The organism is Variovorax sp. 38R (assembly GCF_014843395.1).
GTDB classification, from domain to species: domain Bacteria; phylum Pseudomonadota; class Gammaproteobacteria; order Burkholderiales; family Burkholderiaceae_C; genus Variovorax; species Variovorax paradoxus_H.
This window is the reverse complement of sequence record NZ_CP062121.1, coordinates 2,046,365-2,066,776: the sequence shown is the minus strand read 5'-3', so window position 1 is coordinate 2,066,776 and position 20,412 is coordinate 2,046,365. Positions and strand designations below refer to the sequence as shown.

The 20,412-nt window shown below is 67.4% G+C and carries 12 protein-coding genes; all 12 read right to left on the bottom strand.

Features of this window, described 5'->3' with window-relative positions:
• Positions 1-3 precede the first annotated feature (3 nt).
• The 12 genes from IG196_RS09195 to IG196_RS09140 all read right to left on the bottom strand — a co-directional run bounded on the left by IG196_RS09195 (position 4) and on the right by IG196_RS09140 (position 20,411).
• Positions 4-7,563, bottom strand: coding sequence for an OmpA family protein (locus IG196_RS09195; RefSeq protein WP_192196964.1), 7,560 nt, complete (start codon positions 7,561-7,563; stop codon positions 4-6).
• Between the two features lie 238 nt (positions 7,564-7,801).
• Complete coding sequence (locus IG196_RS09190; protein WP_192195897.1) at positions 7,802-10,738, bottom strand: DUF11 domain-containing protein; 2,937 nt, start codon at positions 10,736-10,738, stop codon at positions 7,802-7,804.
• A 174-nt stretch (positions 10,739-10,912) separates the two neighbouring features.
• Positions 10,913-11,515, bottom strand: a complete 603-nt coding sequence (locus IG196_RS09185) for a DUF11 domain-containing protein (RefSeq protein ID WP_192195896.1) — start codon at positions 11,513-11,515, stop codon at positions 10,913-10,915.
• Between the two features lie 900 nt (positions 11,516-12,415).
• Complete coding sequence (locus tag IG196_RS09180; RefSeq protein WP_192195895.1) at positions 12,416-13,129, bottom strand: response regulator transcription factor; 714 nt, start codon at positions 13,127-13,129, stop codon at positions 12,416-12,418.
• Between the two features lie 237 nt (positions 13,130-13,366).
• Positions 13,367-13,597, bottom strand: coding sequence for a hypothetical protein (locus tag IG196_RS09175; RefSeq protein WP_192195894.1), 231 nt, complete (start codon positions 13,595-13,597; stop codon positions 13,367-13,369).
• A 74-nt stretch (positions 13,598-13,671) separates the two neighbouring features.
• Entirely contained in the window at positions 13,672-14,535 is an 864-nt protein-coding gene (locus IG196_RS09170; protein WP_192195893.1) for an intradiol ring-cleavage dioxygenase, read from the bottom strand.
• Positions 14,519-15,568 (bottom strand): branched-chain amino acid ABC transporter permease, encoded by a 1,050-nt coding sequence (locus tag IG196_RS09165; protein WP_192195892.1) that lies wholly within the window; start codon positions 15,566-15,568, stop codon positions 14,519-14,521. The genes IG196_RS09170 and IG196_RS09165 overlap by 17 nt, the downstream gene beginning before the upstream one ends.
• A gap of 23 nt (positions 15,569-15,591) precedes the next feature.
• Entirely contained in the window at positions 15,592-16,455 is an 864-nt protein-coding gene (locus tag IG196_RS09160) for a branched-chain amino acid ABC transporter permease (RefSeq protein WP_192195891.1), read from the bottom strand.
• Positions 16,448-17,164 (bottom strand): ABC transporter ATP-binding protein, encoded by a 717-nt coding sequence (locus tag IG196_RS09155; RefSeq protein WP_192195890.1) that lies wholly within the window; start codon positions 17,162-17,164, stop codon positions 16,448-16,450. Before IG196_RS09155 ends, IG196_RS09160 begins: the two co-directional genes overlap by 8 nt.
• 145 nt (positions 17,165-17,309) lie before the next feature.
• Positions 17,310-18,029, bottom strand: a complete 720-nt coding sequence (locus tag IG196_RS09150; protein ID WP_101492394.1) for an ABC transporter ATP-binding protein — start codon at positions 18,027-18,029, stop codon at positions 17,310-17,312.
• A gap of 12 nt (positions 18,030-18,041) precedes the next feature.
• A complete protein-coding gene (locus IG196_RS09145) occupies positions 18,042-19,295 on the bottom strand; it encodes an ABC transporter substrate-binding protein (protein WP_192195889.1) in 1,254 nt (417 codons plus the stop codon).
• Positions 19,296-19,343: 48 nt separating this feature from the next.
• Positions 19,344-20,411, bottom strand: a complete 1,068-nt coding sequence (locus IG196_RS09140) for a maleylacetate reductase (RefSeq protein ID WP_192195888.1) — start codon at positions 20,409-20,411, stop codon at positions 19,344-19,346.
• Position 20,412 lies beyond the last annotated feature (1 nt).

The following is a 20,412-nucleotide window of genomic DNA, read 5'->3' as shown; positions in this document are numbered from 1 at the left end:
CGTTCAGCGGGGTTCTTGCGCGGCGGCGGCGATCACGACCCAGCGGCTCTTGGCGCTGTGGTCATCGCCCGCGACGGGCGGTGTGTCTTCTTTGGTATCGGTGCGAAGGCGCAGCACATCCACGCCGTGCCCGATCAGGTAGCTGCGCACCGCGTTGGTCCGCTGCGCGATCAGCTGCAGTCGATCATCGGCACTGCCTTGCGCATCGGCATGGCTGATGTGGATCACCACTTCAGCCTCGGTCGCCTTGATCTGTGCAGCCAGCGTGTTCAGCGTGTCATGCGCCTGCGGCTTGATGAAGGACTTCGTGGGCTCGAAGAGCGCTTCGGCCTGCAGCACGGTGCGTGCCGGCAGCGGTGCGACTTCCACTGCTGCTACAGCCTTCTCGGTTTTGCCCGCCTTCGCATTCACCTCCGCGCCCGCCGAAGCAAACCCCAGATGCGTCTCATCGAACTTGAAGCGCAGGCGCACATAGGCGCCCTTGCTCGTGTACTCGTTGGCGGTCAGGTCGCGGTCGTTCAACCCCACGAAGTTGTAGCCCGCCGACACCCACATGTTCTTCTGCACCTGGTAGCCCAGCTCCACGCCCAGCGTCTTCTGCAGCCCGCCGCCCTTGCCGTACAGCACACCGGCCTGCACCCCGAAGTCCCAGTCCTGGTTGATGTCCTGCGTGTAGCGCGCCTGCACCAGGTGCGCCCAGTACTTGCTGGCGAGCGATCCGTCGTCCGCGCGGCTGAGCTTGAAGGCGTAGCGCGCCATCACCGCCTTGCCCGGCTCGGGGTTGTAGTTCAGATGCGCCGAGACGATGTCTGCGCTCGTCTTGCCCGGCAGGCTCGCACCGTTGTCGGCCCCGAAGACACTGCTGCCCTGCAGCGACCCTGCTGCATTGCCCGCACCGACCACGTTCTCCGAGCGACGCTCGTAGCGCGCCAGCGCATTCCAGGTGTCGTCGTCCACCGGCCGGTACGCGATGCCGATCTGGTGGCGCTGCAGGTGACGCTCGTTGCCCGCGTTCGTGCCCTGCCCCTCGCTGTCGCTCACGATGCTGCGCGCCAGCAGGCTCCAGGACGCATCGAGCTTGAAGCCGAATCCTGCGCTGAACAGGCGCGTGTTCGCGTCGTCCCCGCGGCGGGCTTCGTACACGCCCGAGGCCTTGACCCGGTCGGTGATGTACTCGACGCCGCTGGTGATCGCGGTGGATTCGCCCAGCCCACCGGCATAGCCCGTGCCGCTGTTCACGCTGTTGCTGTAGCCGCTCATGTCGCGCGTGTGCTCGATGCCCCCGGTCACGCGGATCTGCTCGTTGATCTTGACGGTGTTGCGCACCCCGATGGCCGCCTGCACCCCGCGCCCCTCGGCGCCGTCGGCGATGCGGTACTCGTTGTAGACGCGCCCGCCCTCCATGTAGTTGCTCTCGATGCCGACGATGCCCGTGTTGTTGCGCTGCGTGCTGTCCAGCTCGTAGGGACCGTTCAGGGTCGAGATCAGCTCGTAGCGGCCGTAGACGCGCGTCTTGTCGGTGATGGCGTAGTTGCCGCCGATGGCCAGCACGTGGCGCTTGCCGTCCTTGATGTCCTGCTCGCCTTCGACGAAGACCTGCGCACCGGCCACGCCGGGCACTTCGGTCGACAGGCGCGCGCGCACGGTCGTCTGGCTCTGGGTGTCCACACCCGCGGCTGCGGCGGCTGCGCCCAGGGTCGTCACGCTGTTGGCACCGATGCTGCTGCCCATCTGGCCGTTGTAGGTGGAGATCTGGCCGTAGTCGAAGCCCGAGCTCGAACCCAGCGCGTTGTTGCTCTGGCCGTGGCGCAGGCCCACCTCGGCCACGGTCTTGTCGCTGAGCTTCTTCTGCACGCTCACGGTGGCGCCCTTGCGCTCGTCACCTTGGGTCTGCAGGGCATCCTTGCTGTAGAGCACCTCGCCGCGCACGGCCAGGGTCGGGTCGACGCGGTACTCGGCACGGGCCGAGGCTTCGGTGTGGCCCGCCGAGAAGCTCGCGCCAGGGTTGTCGAAGCCGGTGCTGGTCTTGGCCGCCAGGGCCACCACGGCCAGCTTCTCGTCCTGGTAGCGCGCTTCCACGCGGGCCCCATGGCCGGTGCCCTTGTCGTCCGAATCCGTCTTGACCAGCTCGGCCGCCACGCTGGTGTTCTGGCCGATGCGCGCCACGCCCGTGAGCGCCATCAGCCTGCGCTTGTTCTGTGGGTTCTCGTCGGTGGAAGCCACCACGCCCAGCTGCAGACGGTCGTCAATCTTGACCTGCACGTCGGTGCCGGCCACGGTGAACTTGGGGCCGCCCGAATCAACTTCATAGGTGACGCGGATCGATTGCGGGTTCAGGTTCGCATCGATGGACGCGATGGCGTGCGTGAAGAGAACGCGGCGCGTGAGCGGCTCCACCGTGTAGTCCACGAAGCGCGCCACGGCCGTGCGCTGCAGCACGATGTTGGGCTGGTTGCGGTCGCGCACCACGATCTCGATCTGCTCGCTGTTGTCCACGAACTCGCCGTTGCTGGCGCTCAGGTAGTACGGGCCCGAGGTGCCCAGCGCGCGGAACTCTTCCACCTGTTGCGTTTGCGCGGTGCGCGAGACATAGCTGGTGGCGCGCACGTTCTCGTCTTCGTACACGTGCTTCAAGCCCGTGAGCGAGCGGTTGCTCTGGCTGAGGTTGCGCACCTCGGTGCTGCTGGCGGTGGTGAAGTCGCCGTACAGCAGGTACGAGCGGTTCTTGTCGATGCGCACGTAGAGTTTTTGCGTGCTCTGGGCGTCGAAGCCCTTGACGGCCGAGTCGCCGTAGATGGGATAGAACTCGTCGGGACGGATGTCGCGGAACAGGCGGTCCTTGCGGGTCTTGTCGGAGTCGAAGGCGGCGGTGAGCAGGTACTCGCCCTTGACGGTGCCCTTGAAGAAGAAGGCGGCGCGACCCGCAGCGCGGCTGTTGGTGCCCTCGTCCTTGAGGCCAGTCAGTTCAGCTTCGAACGCGGCACCGGCGGGCATGGCGCCGATGGGCAGCTTGCCGCGCTTGGTGAAGTCCAGCACGCCTTCGACGATGCCCACGCCGATCATGGGGCGCATCTCGGGCAGAAGCGCCAGGCGCACTTCCTTGACGAAGGTGCCGGCGCTCACGCGCAGGCGCGCATCGCCGGGTTCGCCCGGGGGCATCAACTGGAACTCGGCGCTTCCGCCGTCCATGAAGACCTGCGTGCCCGGTTCGGTGGGGTTCAGGTCTTCGGCCATCCAGCGGCCGCGGTCGCTCTCCAGCGTGAGCTGGGTGCGGGCGGTGACGGGCACGCCGGCTGCGTCGATCAGGCGCACCTTGACGACGACAGGCGTGCGCAGGTCGGCGCGGGCCACCTCGGGCAGGTCGACCTCGATGGCACCGAGCTTGTCGGGGGCGATGACGGTGATCTCGTCGGCCGAGGAACGCACGTTGCCGAAGCCGTCGACGGCTTCGAGCTTGAGGGTGTTCACACCGGGGCGCAGGGCGACGCCGATGTACTCCCAGGCCGCAATGTTCTTGGACGCCAGTTGCGTCTTCTTGCCGACGCGGCGCTCTTCCAATGCAGTGCCGTTGACGCTCAGGCGCAGGCTGGTGCCGGCTGTGCCCTTGACGCGCACGTTGATCGACTGGCCGGCGACGGTGTCGCGGTCCTTCAGGCCGATGAAGGCCAGGGTGTTGTTCTCGAGCTGGGGCAGCAGGGTCTCGAGTTCGATCGGGCTGGGAGCTGCTTGAGGGAGCAGCGGGTTGGTGCGCGGTTCCAGCATCGCGCCGCCCATGCCGATGGGACGCATGGTTTGAGAGCCGACACCGGTGGCGGAGCTGCCTGTCGGCGAGGACGCCAGGCCCGAGGTGGGCAGGCCGCTCAGCGGCGAGAACAGGCTGCCGGTCGGGATCGCAGGGACGGTTCCATCCAGCGGCGCCGCAGGTTGCACACCGAGCGTGCCGCCCATGCTGCCGCCACCGCCGCTCACGAAGCTGCTGGCGTTGGCCGGGGCCACGGGCAGTGCGATCAGCGGTGCAGAGGTGGTCTGCACTGCGCCGGTGCTGCCGCTGGCCAATGCCTGGCCCGTCGCCGGCAGACCGCGTACGTCGCCCACAGGCACAACCTTGCCTTCGGGGTCCAGGCGCAGGCGCACTTGCGCTTCGGCCTCGGTGTCGGGGCGCGCAGCGATGGCGGCGCGGCGAGCAGCCACCTCGGCGATCACGGCCTTGTCGTCGCAGTTCGTGATGATGAAGTTGGCCTTGTGGAACTCGCCCTTCTTCAGGTCGACGAAGCGGCTCTCGGGCGTGCCCGAGTTGCGGTTGTCGAGCACTTCGAGCCTGGCGCCCAGGGGCAGCGTGGTCTGGTCCAGGCGCAGCACGTGGGTCACGGGCTTCAGGCCATACAGGCTCCACTTGCCTTCGATGTCGGTGACGACGTGGGTGCCGTCTTCCATGTACAGGCGCACGCCCGGCACGCCGATCTCGTCGGCGCCTTCTTGCTTCCCATCACGCTTGCAGTCCAGATAGACCTTGCCGAAGGCGAAGGCGTCGTCGGAGAACACACCGCCCGTCACACGCACGGTCCAGTTGGCCAGGTTCGACTGGATCGGGCCCGAGGTGGCGCGGGCGCGGTTGATGGCGTCGCCATTGGTGGGCGCGCCCACGCCGATGCGCACGCGGTAGCGCACCATGGCCGACTGATCGGGCGCAATGACCAGCGCGGGGTAATTGAAGATCAATCCCGGGCCAGCGCCGCCTGCGGGGTTGGGCACCACTTGCCCATTGAGTCGCACGCTGTTGGCCACATACGCGAAGCCCGGGGGCAGCGTGTCGTTGAAGGTCACGCCGGTGACGGGGAAGCCGGTCTTGTTGGTGACCGTGAGTGCGTAGTCGATGAAGTCGCCGAACTCCACTTGGCGCTTGCTGCCGTCCTTGCGCAGCACCAGGCCCAGGATGTTGCCCGGGTCCAGCGGGATGTGGTTGTGCACAGCGTCGCAGGGCGAACCATCGGGCTTGGCACCGGCCTGCACCTGGAAGTAGTAGCTGGTCGGGTCGGCGTCCTTCGGGGGCACGGCGCTGGGAACGACGGCGCCGCAACTGGTGAAGGAACCGCCGGTCACGGGGATCAGTTGCGAGGGGTAGACGTAGCCGCTGCCTGCGGGGGGCGTGACCGAGATCGCGTAGGTGCACAGGCCCGTCACGGGCGGCGTCTGCAGATAGAACTGGTAGGCGCCATCGGCGCCCGTGGTCATGGAGATGCTGCCGTTGGGGTTGAGCGTGTAGGTGCCTGAATCGGCGCCGTAGATCTCTGCGACGGTGATGGGACCGGCCGTGCCGCTGCTGCACGACTGGCGCGTGTAGGTGACCAGCGCGCCGGCTACGGGTTGACGCGTCAATGCGTTGTAGACCGTGCCTTGGGGATCGACCAGCAGCGACTGCACCGAGGTGGCGGTGGCAGCCACCAGCATCGTGGGCGTGACGTTGACGGTGTTCTGCTCGAAGGCAGCAGCCCAGGCCTTGTTGGTGAGCGAGACGCGCCCGCCGATGGCCGATGCCTTCTCGGTGACGCGCACGCTCAAACGGATCTGCTCGCTCTGGCCGGGGGCCAATGCGCGGGCGCCGTCCGTCAGGCTCAGCGCCACTTCGGTGGGCAGCTGGAAGGGGTCGGCGCTGTCTTGCGTGCTTCTGTTGCAGGTGGCGCGGCCGGTGAAGCCGGTGGCGGCATTGAGGTTGCCGTTGGCGGCCTTCGGGGGGCCCAGCAGTTCCCAGGATGCAACCTGGCCACTGCTCTTGTCCATGTCGAAGGTGCAGTTCAGGTTGTCGATCACGCGCACGTTGGGTGCGGCGACGGCGCCGGTGTTGGTGACCTTGAAGGTGTAGTCCAGCTCGTAGACACCCGGAGACACGCGCCGTGCGATGGAGGCCTGCTTGGTCAGCGTGAGCGTGGGCAGCTGGGTCGACACCGGCGTGGGCGAGGTGTCGTTGTTGGGGTTGCCGTCGCCGTCGGCGTCGGGGTTGTCGCCGTTGACCGAATCGTCCAGGGCCACAGGCGGGCCGCCGGCATTCAATGCGCCCGAGGCCTTGACGGTGTTGAATAAGGTGCCGGTGCGGCCGGTGAAGTTGATGCGGGCATCGAACTGCACCGTCAGCTGTGCGCCCGCGGGCAGCACGGCGCCGTCGGCCAGCAGGTTCGAGGCGGCGGCGGTGCCTTTGAAGGCGGGGTTCGCTGCTGCGATGGTGCCGCCGCTCGGAGCCGGTGCGATGACGATCGAGCCGGGCACGATGGTGTACTGGTTGGCGCTGCGTGCATCGCCCGTGCTGTAGGCACCGAACTGCGTGGCGCCTGCGCCTTCCATCACGTCGACGGCCTGCACGCCGTACAGCCACGACGTGCCGTAGTTGCGCACGTTGACGCTGAAGCGCACGGTGGCGGTGCCATCGGTCTTGCCGTCGGCGCTGCGGTTCACACGCGGGGTCGAGGCCGACTTGGCCACGCCGATGCGCGCCTGGCTGGAGCTGATGACGATGGTGTTCGAAGGCACGGTGGCCGGGCCGGTGCCGTCGTTGTAGGCACTGTGCGCGGTGTTGCGGATCTCGCCGACCTGGTCGGCGTTGACCTTGACGGCGAACTGCATCGCGATGGACACGTTGCGCGCCACGGGCGTGGAGATGCCGATGGCCACTTCGACAGCGGAAGCATCTTCTGCCGTGCGGTAGCTGAACGCAGGGTCGGCGGCCAGGCGGTACAGCTTGACGGCGTTGGCCGCGGTCGTTCGCAGGGTGCCGGGCACGTACTGGGTGCCGGCGGGCACGGGGTCGCGCACGAGGACCAATGCGGTGGGTGCACCGTTGACCAACAAAGGCGTGTTGGTCGGGGCGATGACGTTGGACGGCTGCGCGTCCTGCGCGCCGATGTTGGTGCCCGAGACGGAGAAGTCGATGCGCGTCTGGCCGGGGATGACGTTGCCGGGGTAGCTGGCGGACTTGACGAGCTGCAGCGCGGCGGCGTTGCCGACGGTGACGGTGTCGCGGTTGGTGGCCACGAGCCCTTGCAGCGCGGTGGTAGCCGTCAGGCCCACGCAGGCCACGCCGGTCGCAGCCGTGGGGATCGTGCCCTGCACCAGCAGTGCAGCGGTCTCGCCGGGCTTGAGAGAGATGGCACCCGCCGCGTTGAGTTGCACCACCGGATCGGCCGGATCGACCACGCCGTTGTTGTTGGTGTCGCGCACCACGCGCAGTGCAGACAGGTCCAGCGTGTCAGCTGCGCAGCCGCCCGCGTTGTTGGCCAGCGTGAGGGTATAGGTGGAAGCGACGTTGCCGGTGTTGGTGAGCAGGTGGCTCAGCGTGACGATGCTTGCCGGCGGGCGCGACAGCGACTGGTCCTGCGTGAGCACCAGGGCCTCCACGGGCAACACCGTGGCGATCACTTCGTTGGACGAGATCGTCTCGGTCTGCGCCAGGCCGTTGGGTACGTACGTGCCCGTGGCGATGCTGCGGATCACGATGCCGGCGGGTGCCGGTGCGGCGTTCGCTTGCGTGGCAGCGCCGAGCAGCAGCGCAGCGCCCGCCACGAGTGCACCCATCCATCCGCGCCATGAGCGCAGGCGTGTGCCTTCGGGATTGAAAGTGAACTGCATGCCGCGAAACCCTTGATCGATCACCGCGTGGGGATCAGAAGAAACGAAAGAACTTTTTCGTTTGCGCCCTCGCCTCGAAAAGACAGAGGGAAGGCGCAAAGGAAAACGCACGGGCTTGTGTGCCCTGTGCGAGGGCGCCGACGGGCTGTCGCCCGTCGACTCCTCTGCTTCACTCAGGCGAAGCTCAGTTGTTGACCTTCACGGAGAACAGCAGCGTGGCGCTGCCGCCAGGCGCAACGGTGTTGCTTGTGCTGCCGCAGGCCACGGTGGTGGCGGTGCTGCTGTAGGCCAGGGCCGTACCGGTCACGCCGGTGGACGTGCACTGGGTGGCGGCCGGCGGCTGCGTTGCACCGGTGAAGGTGGTGTAGGCCGGCACGGCGTCGTTGATCGACATGTTGGTCACCGGAGCGGAACCTTCATTGGTCGCAACGACGCGGTACACGAGGCACTCACCGGGCTTGGCGACCAGCGGGGCCGACGAGGTCGGGACCTCGGTGCCATCGCAGTTCACGTCCAGCGCCTGCGTCTTCACGAGGCGCATCTGGCCGGTGATGACCGTGGTGATGTCGGTGGCCGTCGGCGTACCGCAGGCTGCAACGTCAGGGAAGGTCACCGTCACCGTGGCGGTGTCGGTGGCGCCTGCCGTGGCGCCGCCCGGTGCGAACACCTTGACGAGCAGCTTCTGGGTCTTGCCGCTGTCCAGCGCGGTGCCGGAGGACGGCGGGGTCGGTGTGACCGTGCCGTTCGTCACCAGCGTGTCGCCGCCGTCGATCTGGCCGTCGCCGTTCACGTCGACGTACAGCGCTGTGGTCCAGCCAGCCGTCACGTCGGCTGCGGGCAGCGTGGCCGTGACGTTGTACTTCGTGCCGCAGCTTTGCGCGCCGGTGATGGTCACCGTGTGGGCATACACCACCGAGCCGCCGGGAGCGACCTGGCCGTTGTTGTTCGGCGTGAGGGTCGCGCCGAAGGTGTTGGCCGTGGTCACGGTCACTGCGTCCATCTTCGTGTCGATGGCCACCACGCCCGTGGAGGTCGCGATGGTCGAACGCACCTGGAAGTAGATCGCCTGGCCGGTGACCGGCGTCTGCGAGGCAGGCGGCGTCACGCAGGCATCGACGGGCGCTTGCGCGTTGCCGGCGACAGCCACCGTGGTGAGCGCTGCGCCCGTGCAGGTCGTTCCCGCCGCCACGAACTTGACGGTCCAGCCCGCAGGCAGGCTGCCCGGGAAGCTGTTGCTCTGGCTGGCCGCCAGGCTGTAGGTATTGGCCGTCGAGTCGTTGTTCTTCACGAACAGCGTGAAGATCGTGCCCGTGCCGGCCGGCGTCGAGTTCACGGTCGTCGGCTGCACGCTCGGACCCGTGCCCAGGTCACCCTTGAGCGCGTCGTTGCTACCGCCGGTGGTGTTGGTCAGGTCGACCAGCACGCCCGTGACGTTCGTCAGCGTGTCGCGCGTCGATTCCGTCTTCGTGGCATCGCCCGTCGAGGTACCGGTGACGATCGCCGTGCCGCCCGCGCCCGGCGTTGCCGAGGCCGGCAGCGTGGCCGCCAGCACGAACTGAACGCTGCCGTTGGCCGCGATCGGACCGGTGTCGGGAACACCGTCGCTGTTGTTGTCGATCAACGGCGTGAGGCCGTCGGCGGCAAAGAACTTGAAGGTCGTGCCCGCCGGGAACGTGCTGCCTGCAGCCACCGTGAGGTTCACGACGTCCGTGGCATTGCCGGTGTTGAACGCGGTCTGCGTGAACTTCACCGTGGTGCCTGCCCCTGCACTGGCGACGGCCGTGGTGTCGGCCGCGCTCGTGTTGGGGTTGCCCACGCCGGTGTCCTTCGACGCCGTGACGCTGGCGCTGGCGTCAGCCGAGCCCAGGATGATGCCGAAGGTGCCGATGACGTTGTAGCTCGCCGGGTTGGTCGGCGAACCCGTCGTGCCCGGGGTCGTGGAGGTGGCACCCGGTGCGTCGACAGGGTTGTACTTGGCCGTGTTGGTCGTGGTCGACGTGCCGATGGCCGCCGTGTCATTGACCATCACCACGAAGCTCACCGTCTGCGTGACGTTCGGCTGCAGCGTGTTCACGACCACGGTCAGGGCGTTTCCAGCGGCGCTGAAATCGATCCCAGCCGTGTCGCCCGCTGCCGCATCCGTGAGCGCGACGCCGGGGGCGTTGCTCCAGACCGCGGAACCGGGCACGTACGTGAAGCCCGCAGGCAGCGCGTCGGTCAAGGCGAACCGGCCAGCCGCACCACCCGTGTTGTTGAACTTCAACGTGTAGGTGGTGTAGACGCAGCCTGCGGCCGGCGCGGTCGCGCCTGCCACGGTGGCGGCGCAACCGGCGACCGAGCGGGGACCGCTCACCGACGCCGCGGGCCAGGTGCCGCCGTTGGCGGACCAGCCGACCGACGGAACGCTCAGGCTCTTGGTGGCATTGAAGGCCGCCTTGTCCGTGAGGTTCACGTGGTCGACGTCGGCTGCCGTCAGGTTGGCAGCCGGGTACAGCGCCGGCGTGCCTGCGGTGGCCGTGATGGTCGCTGCGACCGGCGAGGTGAACGTGCCCGACGAAGCGGTGCTCGGGATCGAGTACGCGACGACGAACGGGAACGTGCCGTTGTTGCCGGCCACGGTCTGGGCCGGGACGGTACAGACCGCACCCGGAACGACCGAGCACAGCGCGGTCGTGCTGTCAGGCACGCCGTCGGCATTCGCGTCGGCGAACACCTCGACCTTTGTGAAACCGTTCGGGCTGGCCGGCGCGGTCACGGTGAACGTGAAGGTGTCGCTGCCGTTGCCGGTGTTGGTCAGCACGTGCGGTGCGTACACGGTCGTGCCTGCAGCGCCGGTCTTCGTGTTGACCACGTTGGTCGTCACGGAGGTGTAGGTGTCCAGGTTGAACGAGCCGACCTGTTGAACCGTCGTCTGCACGAGGTTGGAGGTGGCCAGTTGGCTGGCGCCGTTGGGGTCCAGGTAGGTGGCCGAAGCCTGGTTACCGATGATGGTGTTGGCGGGTGGAGCCGCAGCGAGCGCGCCGGAACTTCCAAACAGGAAGCTCAGCGCGAGGGCTGCTGCGCCCGCCCAGAGCGCGCGCGGCGCGGGGCCGGTGCGACGGGCAGACAAGGTTGGGGTCACTTGGGTTTCTCCTCGGGTTGGGGTCAAAAAGGTCAAAAAAAGGACGAACTCACCCCGGCCGGGGATTTCCGCGAACGGAAACCGGCAATGGAAAAACCAACGGGGTTTTGAAAAAAGAGAACCGGCCGTCAGGGCAGCTCAGTGCCGCCGACGACCGTGGTCAGCACGGGAAACTCAGGGCGCTGTGCGCGCGACCTTCAGCGGTGCGGCAGTTGCAGCAGCAGCCACGGGTGCGGGCGGCACAACCACCTCGACCTTGGCGCGTGCGGTCACCGCGGTCACGCCATTGGCGGGCAGCTGGCCCAGCGTCCATCGCAGCGAGCGGTACTCGTTGTACGGAACCGGCTCCGACTTGCCGTTGACGGTGCGCGCCAGCGGCTCGGCAGCGAACGCGCCGTCCTTGGTCGCAACCTTGACCAGCGTCGCGCCGGGCTTGGCCGTCTTCGGCAGGTACTCGAGGCCTTCAGGAATCGGCAGGTTGGCCACGAGCCCCGTCACGCTCTTGCCCGTGTGGTTGGTGTAGGTCGCCGTGTACTCCAGCACGTCACCCGGCTTGACCGAATCGGCCGCCACCAGTTGCTCCTTGCCCTGTGCGTCCTTGACGACCTTGGCTTGCGTGAGCACGACCGCCACGGTCTTCTTCTGCGCAGCCTCGGTGGGCGTGGGCGCGACCTGCGTGCCCTGCGCAGCGGCCAGGCCGCCCAACCCCAGGGTCAGGGCCACGCCGAGCCCCAGGCCGAGGCCGAGGCGAACGGTCAGCCGGACAGCCGGCGACATGAATGAATTCGAACTTCCGATAGACATAGACAACTCCTAAAAACAACTTCAAAGCCAGACCGAGGCAGCACAGAGATCAACCGACTTGACCTGTGGCCTCGCGAATTGGCGTCGACGCCATTTCCCAGCCACTTGCAGCACACCACTGACACATCGGCACCGGCGACGACTGCCTCCGATGCCCGCTCTTGACCTCACGCAAGTGAACTCTTTGCGAGCCACATTCATGAGCCATTTACCACGTTCATATTATTTTCCAAATGTTTACAAAACCAATCACGCCTCCGTGATCCGCCTCTTTCAATCGCCTTTGGTTCCGTGAAAATGTCACGGCAAGTCTTCCAAAGTTAACAATTGTGAATGCCGATGCAATCTGGGCGCGCCCATCAATTGTGAATAGAGCTGCAATTGACCTGTGACCTATTTCACAGGCGCATCGACTCCAAGTGGTTGATGTGTTTGAATAATTTCAGCTCGCCACCCACCTGGACCCAGTGATCCCCCAGGGCTTCGATGGCGAAGCAAGGCGCTTCTAGCGATCTCAAAAACGCCCTTCTCGGCATCTTCGAAACTGAATTTACAAATTCACAGCCTTGTGTAATCAGGCATCGTGAATTTCATTTCCATGACTCCAACCCTGTACGCCAATGGTTTCGGTGGCGATCTAAATGGAATTTAGTTTTGCTGGTTTTTCAAAATCCAATTCCATTCAAACGGACATGGCTGCGCCATTGACTTGAATTCAATTCAAGTCCGTCCGAACCGGCTCACCTCACCGGAATTAATTCACAGGTCTGTTGACGCCCGGCTTCAATCCAAAAGCGGATCGGCGGGCGTCTGTTTTTTTCAAGGTGACCTTGCGTCACCCCTTCGGATGCCGCGGGCAATGCCCGCGACGGCTCACTTGCCGTGCCGGTGGTGCGCGCGCTCCAGCGTGTAGCCCACGCCGTAGAGCGAGCGCACGCGGAATTCACCGCACACGATCAATTCCAGCTTCTTGCGCACGCGGGACACCAGCGCGTCGAGCGACCGGCTGGCCCCCAGCTCGCCATTGCATCGGGGCCCCTGGGGCAGTTGCTGCCGCGACACGGGCGTGTCGAGGTGGCGCACCAGCACCCGGGCAATCTCGAATTCGCTCGGCGTCATGATGGCTTCGCGGCTCGCGTACTCGACCGCGAGGCGGCTGCGCACGAGCTGGAAACCGTAGAGGCCGTGCGGCTTCGCGTTCCTGCGCAGCGACTTCGTGCCGCACAGCGACGACACGCGCGCCACGACCTCTTCCGCATTCCAGGGGTTCACCAGGAAATCGTCGACGTCGAACACCGACACGCGGGCCGTTTCCAGCACGCCGCGCGACCGGGTCAGCACGACCACCGGCGCCGTGGCCGAACGGCTGGCACCGATGCCGAACAGGATCTCCGGCAGCGCGCACTCCATCGCCTCACCCATCAGCAGGAACAACCCGACGCCCGGCATCGACGCAGCCTCGAGCAGGTCTTCCTCGTTGACCACACACAGCGGGCTGAAGCCGACGTCCTTCAACCGGCTTCGCAGCCAGTCGATCTCTTCGCCAGAGTCCGTCAGCACCACCACACGGCCGTTTTTCTGTTCCACCCTGTCCACCATCGGTTCCCTTTTCATCGCTCCCACATGCCTCTCACAATGGAGTGGAATGTATTAACGTTTATGAACAGTCGATAGGGAAAAGTGCCGATATTGACCAACGGAAACAAGTAGCTCCGTTCTTTTGTCATGCGGTGCAAACAAACTCACACTAAAGGGACGTCGACCCCTCGACCCGGGCCGATGGAATCCCGGATCAGCCTTCCATTTCGCGAAGGCCGAACGCTCTCAATCCCTCTGGGAAGTGGCCTCGGACGCCTTGATCGCCTTGCGCGCAGACAGCCTTTCGAGCAGCCCGACGAGCCAGCACATCGGGCAGCCGCGCAGCAGCAGCAAGGCGCCGACCAGGGCCGGCGGCACGGTCCAGGGATGCGCGGACGACAACAACACCGCCAGCGCGATGAGCGCCAGGGCGCCCGCGCCGCGAAGCAGATGCCAGGTGATCGAAACAGGACACATGGTGCAGGGCTCCTTGGGGATGGACACCTGACATAGAGGCGGCGAAACGACGAAACGGTTCGCGGGCCCCCTCATCAGCCCCCGGCCGGCTCAAGCACGAAAGCGAAGTCCAGCGTGTGGAACGGCCCCTCGTGCAGGCTGCCGTCGGGCGCGCGGCCCGGGGCATGCGCCGCGAAGTCGCCGATCAGCGAGCTGCGCACGCCGAACACCGCATCGCTGTCGAGGTACGGGTCGCCCTCGCGGAAGACGTGCGTAATGAGCGTCTCGTAGCCCGGCGCCTGCACCATGAAGTGCACATGCGCGGGCCGCCACGGATGCCGCCGGGTCGCACGCAGCATCGCGCCCACCGGCCCGTCGGTGGGAATCGGATAGGCCACCGGCGCCACGCCGCGAAACCACAGCCGGCCCTCGGCGTTCGTGCGGAAGACCGCCCGCCCCTGCGCGTGATCGCCGGGCCGCTGCACGTCGTAGAAGCCTTCGGCATCGGCCTCCCACACATCGACCACCGCATCGGCGATGGGCTCGCCGTCGCGCCCGCGCACGGTGGCCTCCACGAACAGCGGCTCGCCCACCGCGCCGGCCGCGATGTCGCTGCCCAGCGGCAGCCGCGGTGCGTCGGCCACGTGGAAGGGGCCGAACACGGTGGCCTCGGTGGCCTGCGGGCTCTTCGCGTGGTTCATCGCCACGGTGAGCATCGACAGGCCCAGGGTGTCCGACAGCAGGATGAACTCCTGGCGCTGCGCATCGCACTTCTGGCCCGTGGCGGTGAGGAAGTCGATGCCGGCGGCCCACTCGGCCTCGGTCAGCTTCACCTCGCGCGCAAAGTCGTGCAGGTGGCGCACGAGCGCCGACATCACTTCTTTCAGCCGCGCGTCCTCGCACCCCGCCATGCGGTCGAGCACGGCGGCGGTGATGGTGTGTTCATCGATGTTTCGCATGGGCGTCGGGCTCCAGGTCGGAAGAAGAAAGCGCATGCGGCGGCATCATCAGGCGCCGTTGCGTCGGGAACAGGGACCAGGCCCAGCGCTGCTGCGCCCAGCCCCACAACCCCTGCTTGAAGAAGAGTGTGACCACGATGGCCAGCAGCCCGAGCCCGAGCAGGTACCAGGTGCCGTAGTCGCTGAAGAACTTGTTCAGCGCCCAGAACACGAGCGCGCCCACCAGCGGCCCCTCGATGCGGCCGATGCCGCCGATCACGACCATGAAGATCGCGAAGGCGGTCCAGTTCGGCGCAAAGGCCGCGTCGGGGCTGATACGCAGGTTGCCGACAAAGTACAGCGCCCCCGCCAGCCCGGCGCCGAAGGCCGCCACGACGTACACGGCGAGCTTCATGCGCGCCACCGGAATGCCTTGCGATTCGGCGGCCATCTCGTTGTCGCGGATCGCCAGCAGCGCCAGCCCGAAGCGGCTGCGCAGGAACAGGTAGACCAGCGACACCGCCGCCACCACGCAGGCCAGCGCCATCCAGTAGGTGACGCTTTCGCGCGTCGCGCGCTCGATGCCGCGCAGCGCCGTGAGCGTGGTGCCCGAGCCGCCGCCCACCGCCGACACGTTGGCAAAGCTGAGCCGGAACACCTCGGCGATCACCCAGGTGCCGATGGCGAAGTAGCCGCCCGACAACCGGAACGCCACGAAGGACACCGGCACCGCGATCAGCGCGGCGGCCAGCGCGCCGAGCGGAATCGCCACGAACGGATTCACGCCCGCGAAGTTGCCGAGCATCAGCATCACGTAGCCGCCGAAGCCGAAGAAGGCCTGCTGCCCGATGCTGACCATGCCGCCGTAGCCGGCGAGCAGGTTCCACATCATCGCGAAGATGAAGTAGCAGGCGATCTCGACGAACTCGCGCATCCAGCTCGGCTCGCCCCAGAACGGAAGACTGGCCGCCAGAACCACGAGCGCGCTCGCCACCCACAACGCCCAGCGGCTCGCAGCGGTGCTGCATGTCACCTCGAAATATGTGTTCGCCATGATCGTTTCAATGGTTCCGGGCCTCAGCCACGTGTCTTCGGAAACAGTCCCTGCGGCCGCAGCACCAGCACCGCGAGGAACACGAGATGGCCGAACCAGATGCCCCAGCCCGGGTCGATGCGAAAACCGATCTGCTGCGCGATGCCCAGGATCATGGCGCCGGCCAGCGTGCCCCAGAACGAGCCCATGCCGCCGATGATCACGGCCTCGAAGGCGAACAGCAGTAGCAGCGGGCCGTCCGACGGCGACACTGTGGTGCGCATGCCCTGCAGCGCACCGGCGATGGCGATCAGCACGAAGGCGATGCCCGTGGCCAGCGCGTAGACCCGCTTGGCCTTCAGGCCCATCAGCTCGGCGATCTCGCGGTCGTCGGACACCGCGCGGAAGGTGCGGCCCAGCGGCGTGCGCGCGAACATCCACTGCATCACGGCCGTGGCCGCCACCGCGACCGCCAGGATCACCAGCGGCAGTGCGCCCAGCGCCAGTGCATCGCCCAGCGGCACCGACGCGGTGGCCAGCGCACCGACCTCGATCGCGCGCGGATCGGCCGAGAACAGCTCCAGCAGCAGGTTCTGGATCACGATCGACAGGCCGAAGGTCACGACCAGCGAAGGCAGCGGGTCCTTGCCCAGCGTGCCGTTGAGCACATGGCGCTGCAGCAGGTAGCCGAAACCGAAGGCCAGCGGCAGCACCGCGAGCACCACCAGCCATGGCACAGACGCGCCGGTCATCGAAACACCGGCGATCACCGCGAAGGCGCCCAGGATGATGAAGTCGCCCTGCGCCGTGTTGGTCAGTCGCATGACGCCGAACATCAGCGACTGGCCGAGCGCGAACAGCGTGTAGAGGCCGCCGAGCAGCACGCCTTGGAGCAGGGTTTCAAGCATGGGAGTTCTCGATGCCGAAGTAAGCCTGCGAAATCTGCTCGGGCGTGAGTTCGTCGGAGCGCCCCGTGAGCGACACGCGCCCGTCCTGGAAGCAGTACACGCGCTGCGACACCTGCCGCGCCATGCGCACGTCCTGCTCCACGATCACGACCGTCATGCCCTCCCCCGTGATGGCCGGCATGGCCGCATAGATCTCGCGGATGACGACCGGCGCCAAGCCGAGCGACAGTTCGTCGCACAGCAGCAGCTCGGGGTTGCTCATGAGCGCTCGGCCCAGCGCCACCATCTGCTGCTGCCCGCCTGACAGCGAGGTGGCAGGCTGGCGCCGCTTCTCGGCCAGGATCGGGAACAGGCCGTACAGCCGCTGCAGGTTCCACGGCCCCGCGCGGCGCGGCGTGGCGCCCATCAGCAGGTTCTCTTCCACGCTCAGGCTCGGGAACAGGCGCCGGCCTTCCGGCACCATCGCCAGGCCGCGCCGCACGATCTCGCCGGGCGGCAGGCCGCCGATGGGCGCGCCCTTGAAGCGGATCGCTTCGGACGGCGCGCGCAGCAGCCCCGTGAGGCTCTTGAGAAAGGTCGACTTGCCCGCGCCGTTGGCGCCGATGATCGCCACCAGCTCGCCGGCCGACAGCGTGAAGTCGATGCCGAACAGCGCCTGGGCATCGCCGTAGAAAGCCCGCAGGCCGTGGGTGTCGAGCAGTGCAGTCATGGTCTTTTCCCCCTCCCCTTCCGGGGGAGGGCTGGGGTGGGGGCCAGCGGCGTTCGATGAGGCGCCGCGGCGAAACCGGCGCCGTCGTGCCCCAATCCCAACCTTCCCCCGGAAGGGGAAGGAGCCATGCGAAGACAGGTCGCAGTCATGCCTCGATCCCCATGTACACGCGCCGCACCTCGGGGTCGTTCATTACCGCGCGCGGCGCGCCTTCCGCGAGCTGCTGCCCGAAGTTGATGACGAACAGCCGGTCGGCCAGCGACAGCAGCGCATGCACCACGTGCTCGATCCAGATCATGGTCACGCCGCGCGCCTTGATGCGCTTGAGTTCCGCCACCAGCACCGCCGCCTCGGGCTCGGTGAGCCCGCCCGCGATCTCGTCGAGCAGCAGCAGGCGCGGCTTGGTCGCGAGCGCGCGCGCCAGCTCGAGCCGCTTGCGGTCGAGCAGCGTGAGCCCGCCGGCCGGCTTGTTGGCGTGCGCCGCCAGGCCGGTCTGGCCCAGCACCTCGTGCGCTGTCTCCCACGCCTCGCGCTCGGCCTGCTGGCCGCCGAAGCAGGCGGCGGTGACCAGGTTCTCGAACACGCTCATGTGCCCGAAGGGCTGCGGCACCTGGTAGCTGCGGCCGATGCCGGCGCGGCAGCGCTGGTGCGGGCGCAGGCGCGTCACGTCGCGGCCGGCGTATTCCACGCGGCCGGCATCGACGCGCGCGTCGCCCGAGATCAGGTTGAACAGCGTGGTCTTGCCCGCGCCGTTGGGCCCGAGGATGCCCAGCGTCTCGCCCTCGGTCACCGACAGCGTGATGCCGTCCGTGACCTTGAGCGCCCCGAAGGACTTGCTCACCCCATGCAATGCCAGCAGCGTCATGGCAGCGGCCGCTCAGAGCAGGCGCAGCGCGCCGCTGGTGGGAATCGCTTTCGCGGCCTCGTTGTTCACCAGCGTCAGCTCCACCTTGCGCTGCTTGCCCTTGCCCCACTGGCCGAGCACCAGCGGCGTCTTGCTGACGTTCTTGAACGGCCCCTGGCCGCCCCACTTCACGGGGCCGACCACGGAGTTGATCGAGGTCGCGGCCACGGCGTCACGCACGTCGCCCGACTTCAGCGACCTGGCACGCGACAGCGCGTTCGCCGCCACCTCGAACAGCGCATGCGCAAAGCCGATGGGCTGCGTCCACTGCTTCTTCGTGCCGGCCTCGTAGGCCTCGGCCAGCGCCTTGGCGCTTTGCTGCGTGAGGCTGGAGCTGAACGGATGCGACGGGCTCCACCACACCTCGGTCGAGAGACCGTCGCCCAGTTCGCCCAGTGCCTCGATGGCGCCCGGGAACAGCAGCGCCTTGCCCAGCGTGATCACCTTGGGCTTGAATCCCTGCTGCCGCGCCTGCGTGAGGAAGGTCTTGGCGTCGGGCGGGATCACCACGCCGGTGACGATCTCGACGTTGTCGCGCTTGAAGGCCGCGATCTGCGCGCTGAAGTCCTGCGTGCCGTTCTGGAAACGGCCGGGGTCGGTGAGCGTGAAGCCCATCTGTGCGAGAGGCTTCGGAAAGCCCAGCTCCTTGTCGCCCCAGGCGTTGCCGTCGCCGTCGTTGGGGAACAGGCCGCCGACCTTCTTGTTGGTGGCCACGGTCTTCCAGCCGGCAGTGAAGGTGGCGATGACGTCCTCGAGCCCCCAGAACACGTGGTAGGTCCAGTTGAAGCCCTTCGCCGGATCGCCCTTGCGGCCGAAGAACCACGGCTGCCACGGCACCACGCTGGAAATGCACGGCACCTCGTTGAGTTCGCAGGCGTCGCTCACCGGGTTGGCGGTCTCGGGCGTGCCGGCGGTGAGCACGAGCGCGACCTTGTCCTTCAGGATCAGGTCGTTCGCCACCTCGCCCGCGCGGTTGGGGTTCGACTGGCTGTCCTTCAGCACGATCTGCACGGCGTACTTCTTGCCGCCGACGGAGATGCCGTCCTTGAAGGCAACCTTCATCTGCTCGATCACCCATTTGTCGGCCTCGCCGAAGGGCGCGAGCGGCCCGGTCTGCGGCGACACGTAGCCGATCTTGAGCGTGTCGGCGGCGAACGCCAGCGGTGTGGCGCCCGAGGCCACGAGTGCGGCGGTGGCCTGCGTGAACTGTCTGCGGTTGAATGTCATGGCTGTCTCCTTCGTTGTTCGTGTGTGTGTCCGTGCCCGCGCCGTGGGCTAACCCGGCGGCTCGCCGTCGAAGGCGCGCTGCAGCAGCGCGCGGATCGCGTCGCGCTCGGCCGGGCCGAAGGGCCGCGGGTTCCAGTAGGGGTTGGCGACGGCGATGTCGGCCGCGCGATCGAGGTCGGCGGCGCGCATGCCGATGTCCTTCAGCGCCACCGGCGCGCCGTTGTCGCGTGCCAGCGCATAGACCGCCGCCGGTGCCGACACGCCGCCGAGCGCGCGCGCGATGCGCGCCATGGCACGCGGCGCGGCCTGCGCGTTGAACGCGAGCGCATGCGGCAGCACCACCGTGTGCACCTCGGCGTGCGGCAGGTTGAAGCTGCCGCCCAGCGTGTGGCACAGCTTGTGGTGCAAGGCCATGCCCACCGCGCCGAGCACGCCGCCGCAGAGCCAGACGCCGTAGAGCGCGTCGGAGCGTGCGGCCAGGCCGTCGGGCTGGACGCGGATCGCCGGCAGTGCGCGTGCAAGTGCGGCGATGCCCTCCTCGGCCATCAGGTCCATCACCGGGTTGCTGTCTTGCGCGTACAGGCCTTCGGCCGCGTGCGCGATGGCGTTGATGCCGCTCGTCACGCTCAGGCCCACGGGCAGCGTGCGCGACAGCTCGGGGTCGTAGATCACGGTGCGCGGCAGCACGCGCGGGTCCTTGCCGGTCTTCTTCAGGCCGTTCTCGGTGAGGCCGTAGATCGGCGTCATCTCGCTGCCCGCGTAGGTGGTGGGAATGGCGACGATCGGCAGCCCGGACTCCAGTGCGATGGCCTTGCCCAGCCCCGTGGTGGAACCGCCGCCCAGCGCCACGGCGCAGTCGACGCCGAGCTGGCGCGCTAGGTCACGCGCCTCGCGCGCCGTCTCGACGGGCACGTGCATCACGGCACGGTCGAACAGACCGGCCGCCTGCGCACCGAGCGACGCCGCCACGCGCTCGGCCTGCGGGCGCTGCTCGGGCGTGCAGAGCACCAGCGCCCGCTTCGCGCCCAGCGCATCGATCTCCCGCGCCAGGTGGCGCAGCGAACCGGCACCGAACACCACGCGCTGCGGATGGGTGGTGTGGATGAAGTCGTACATG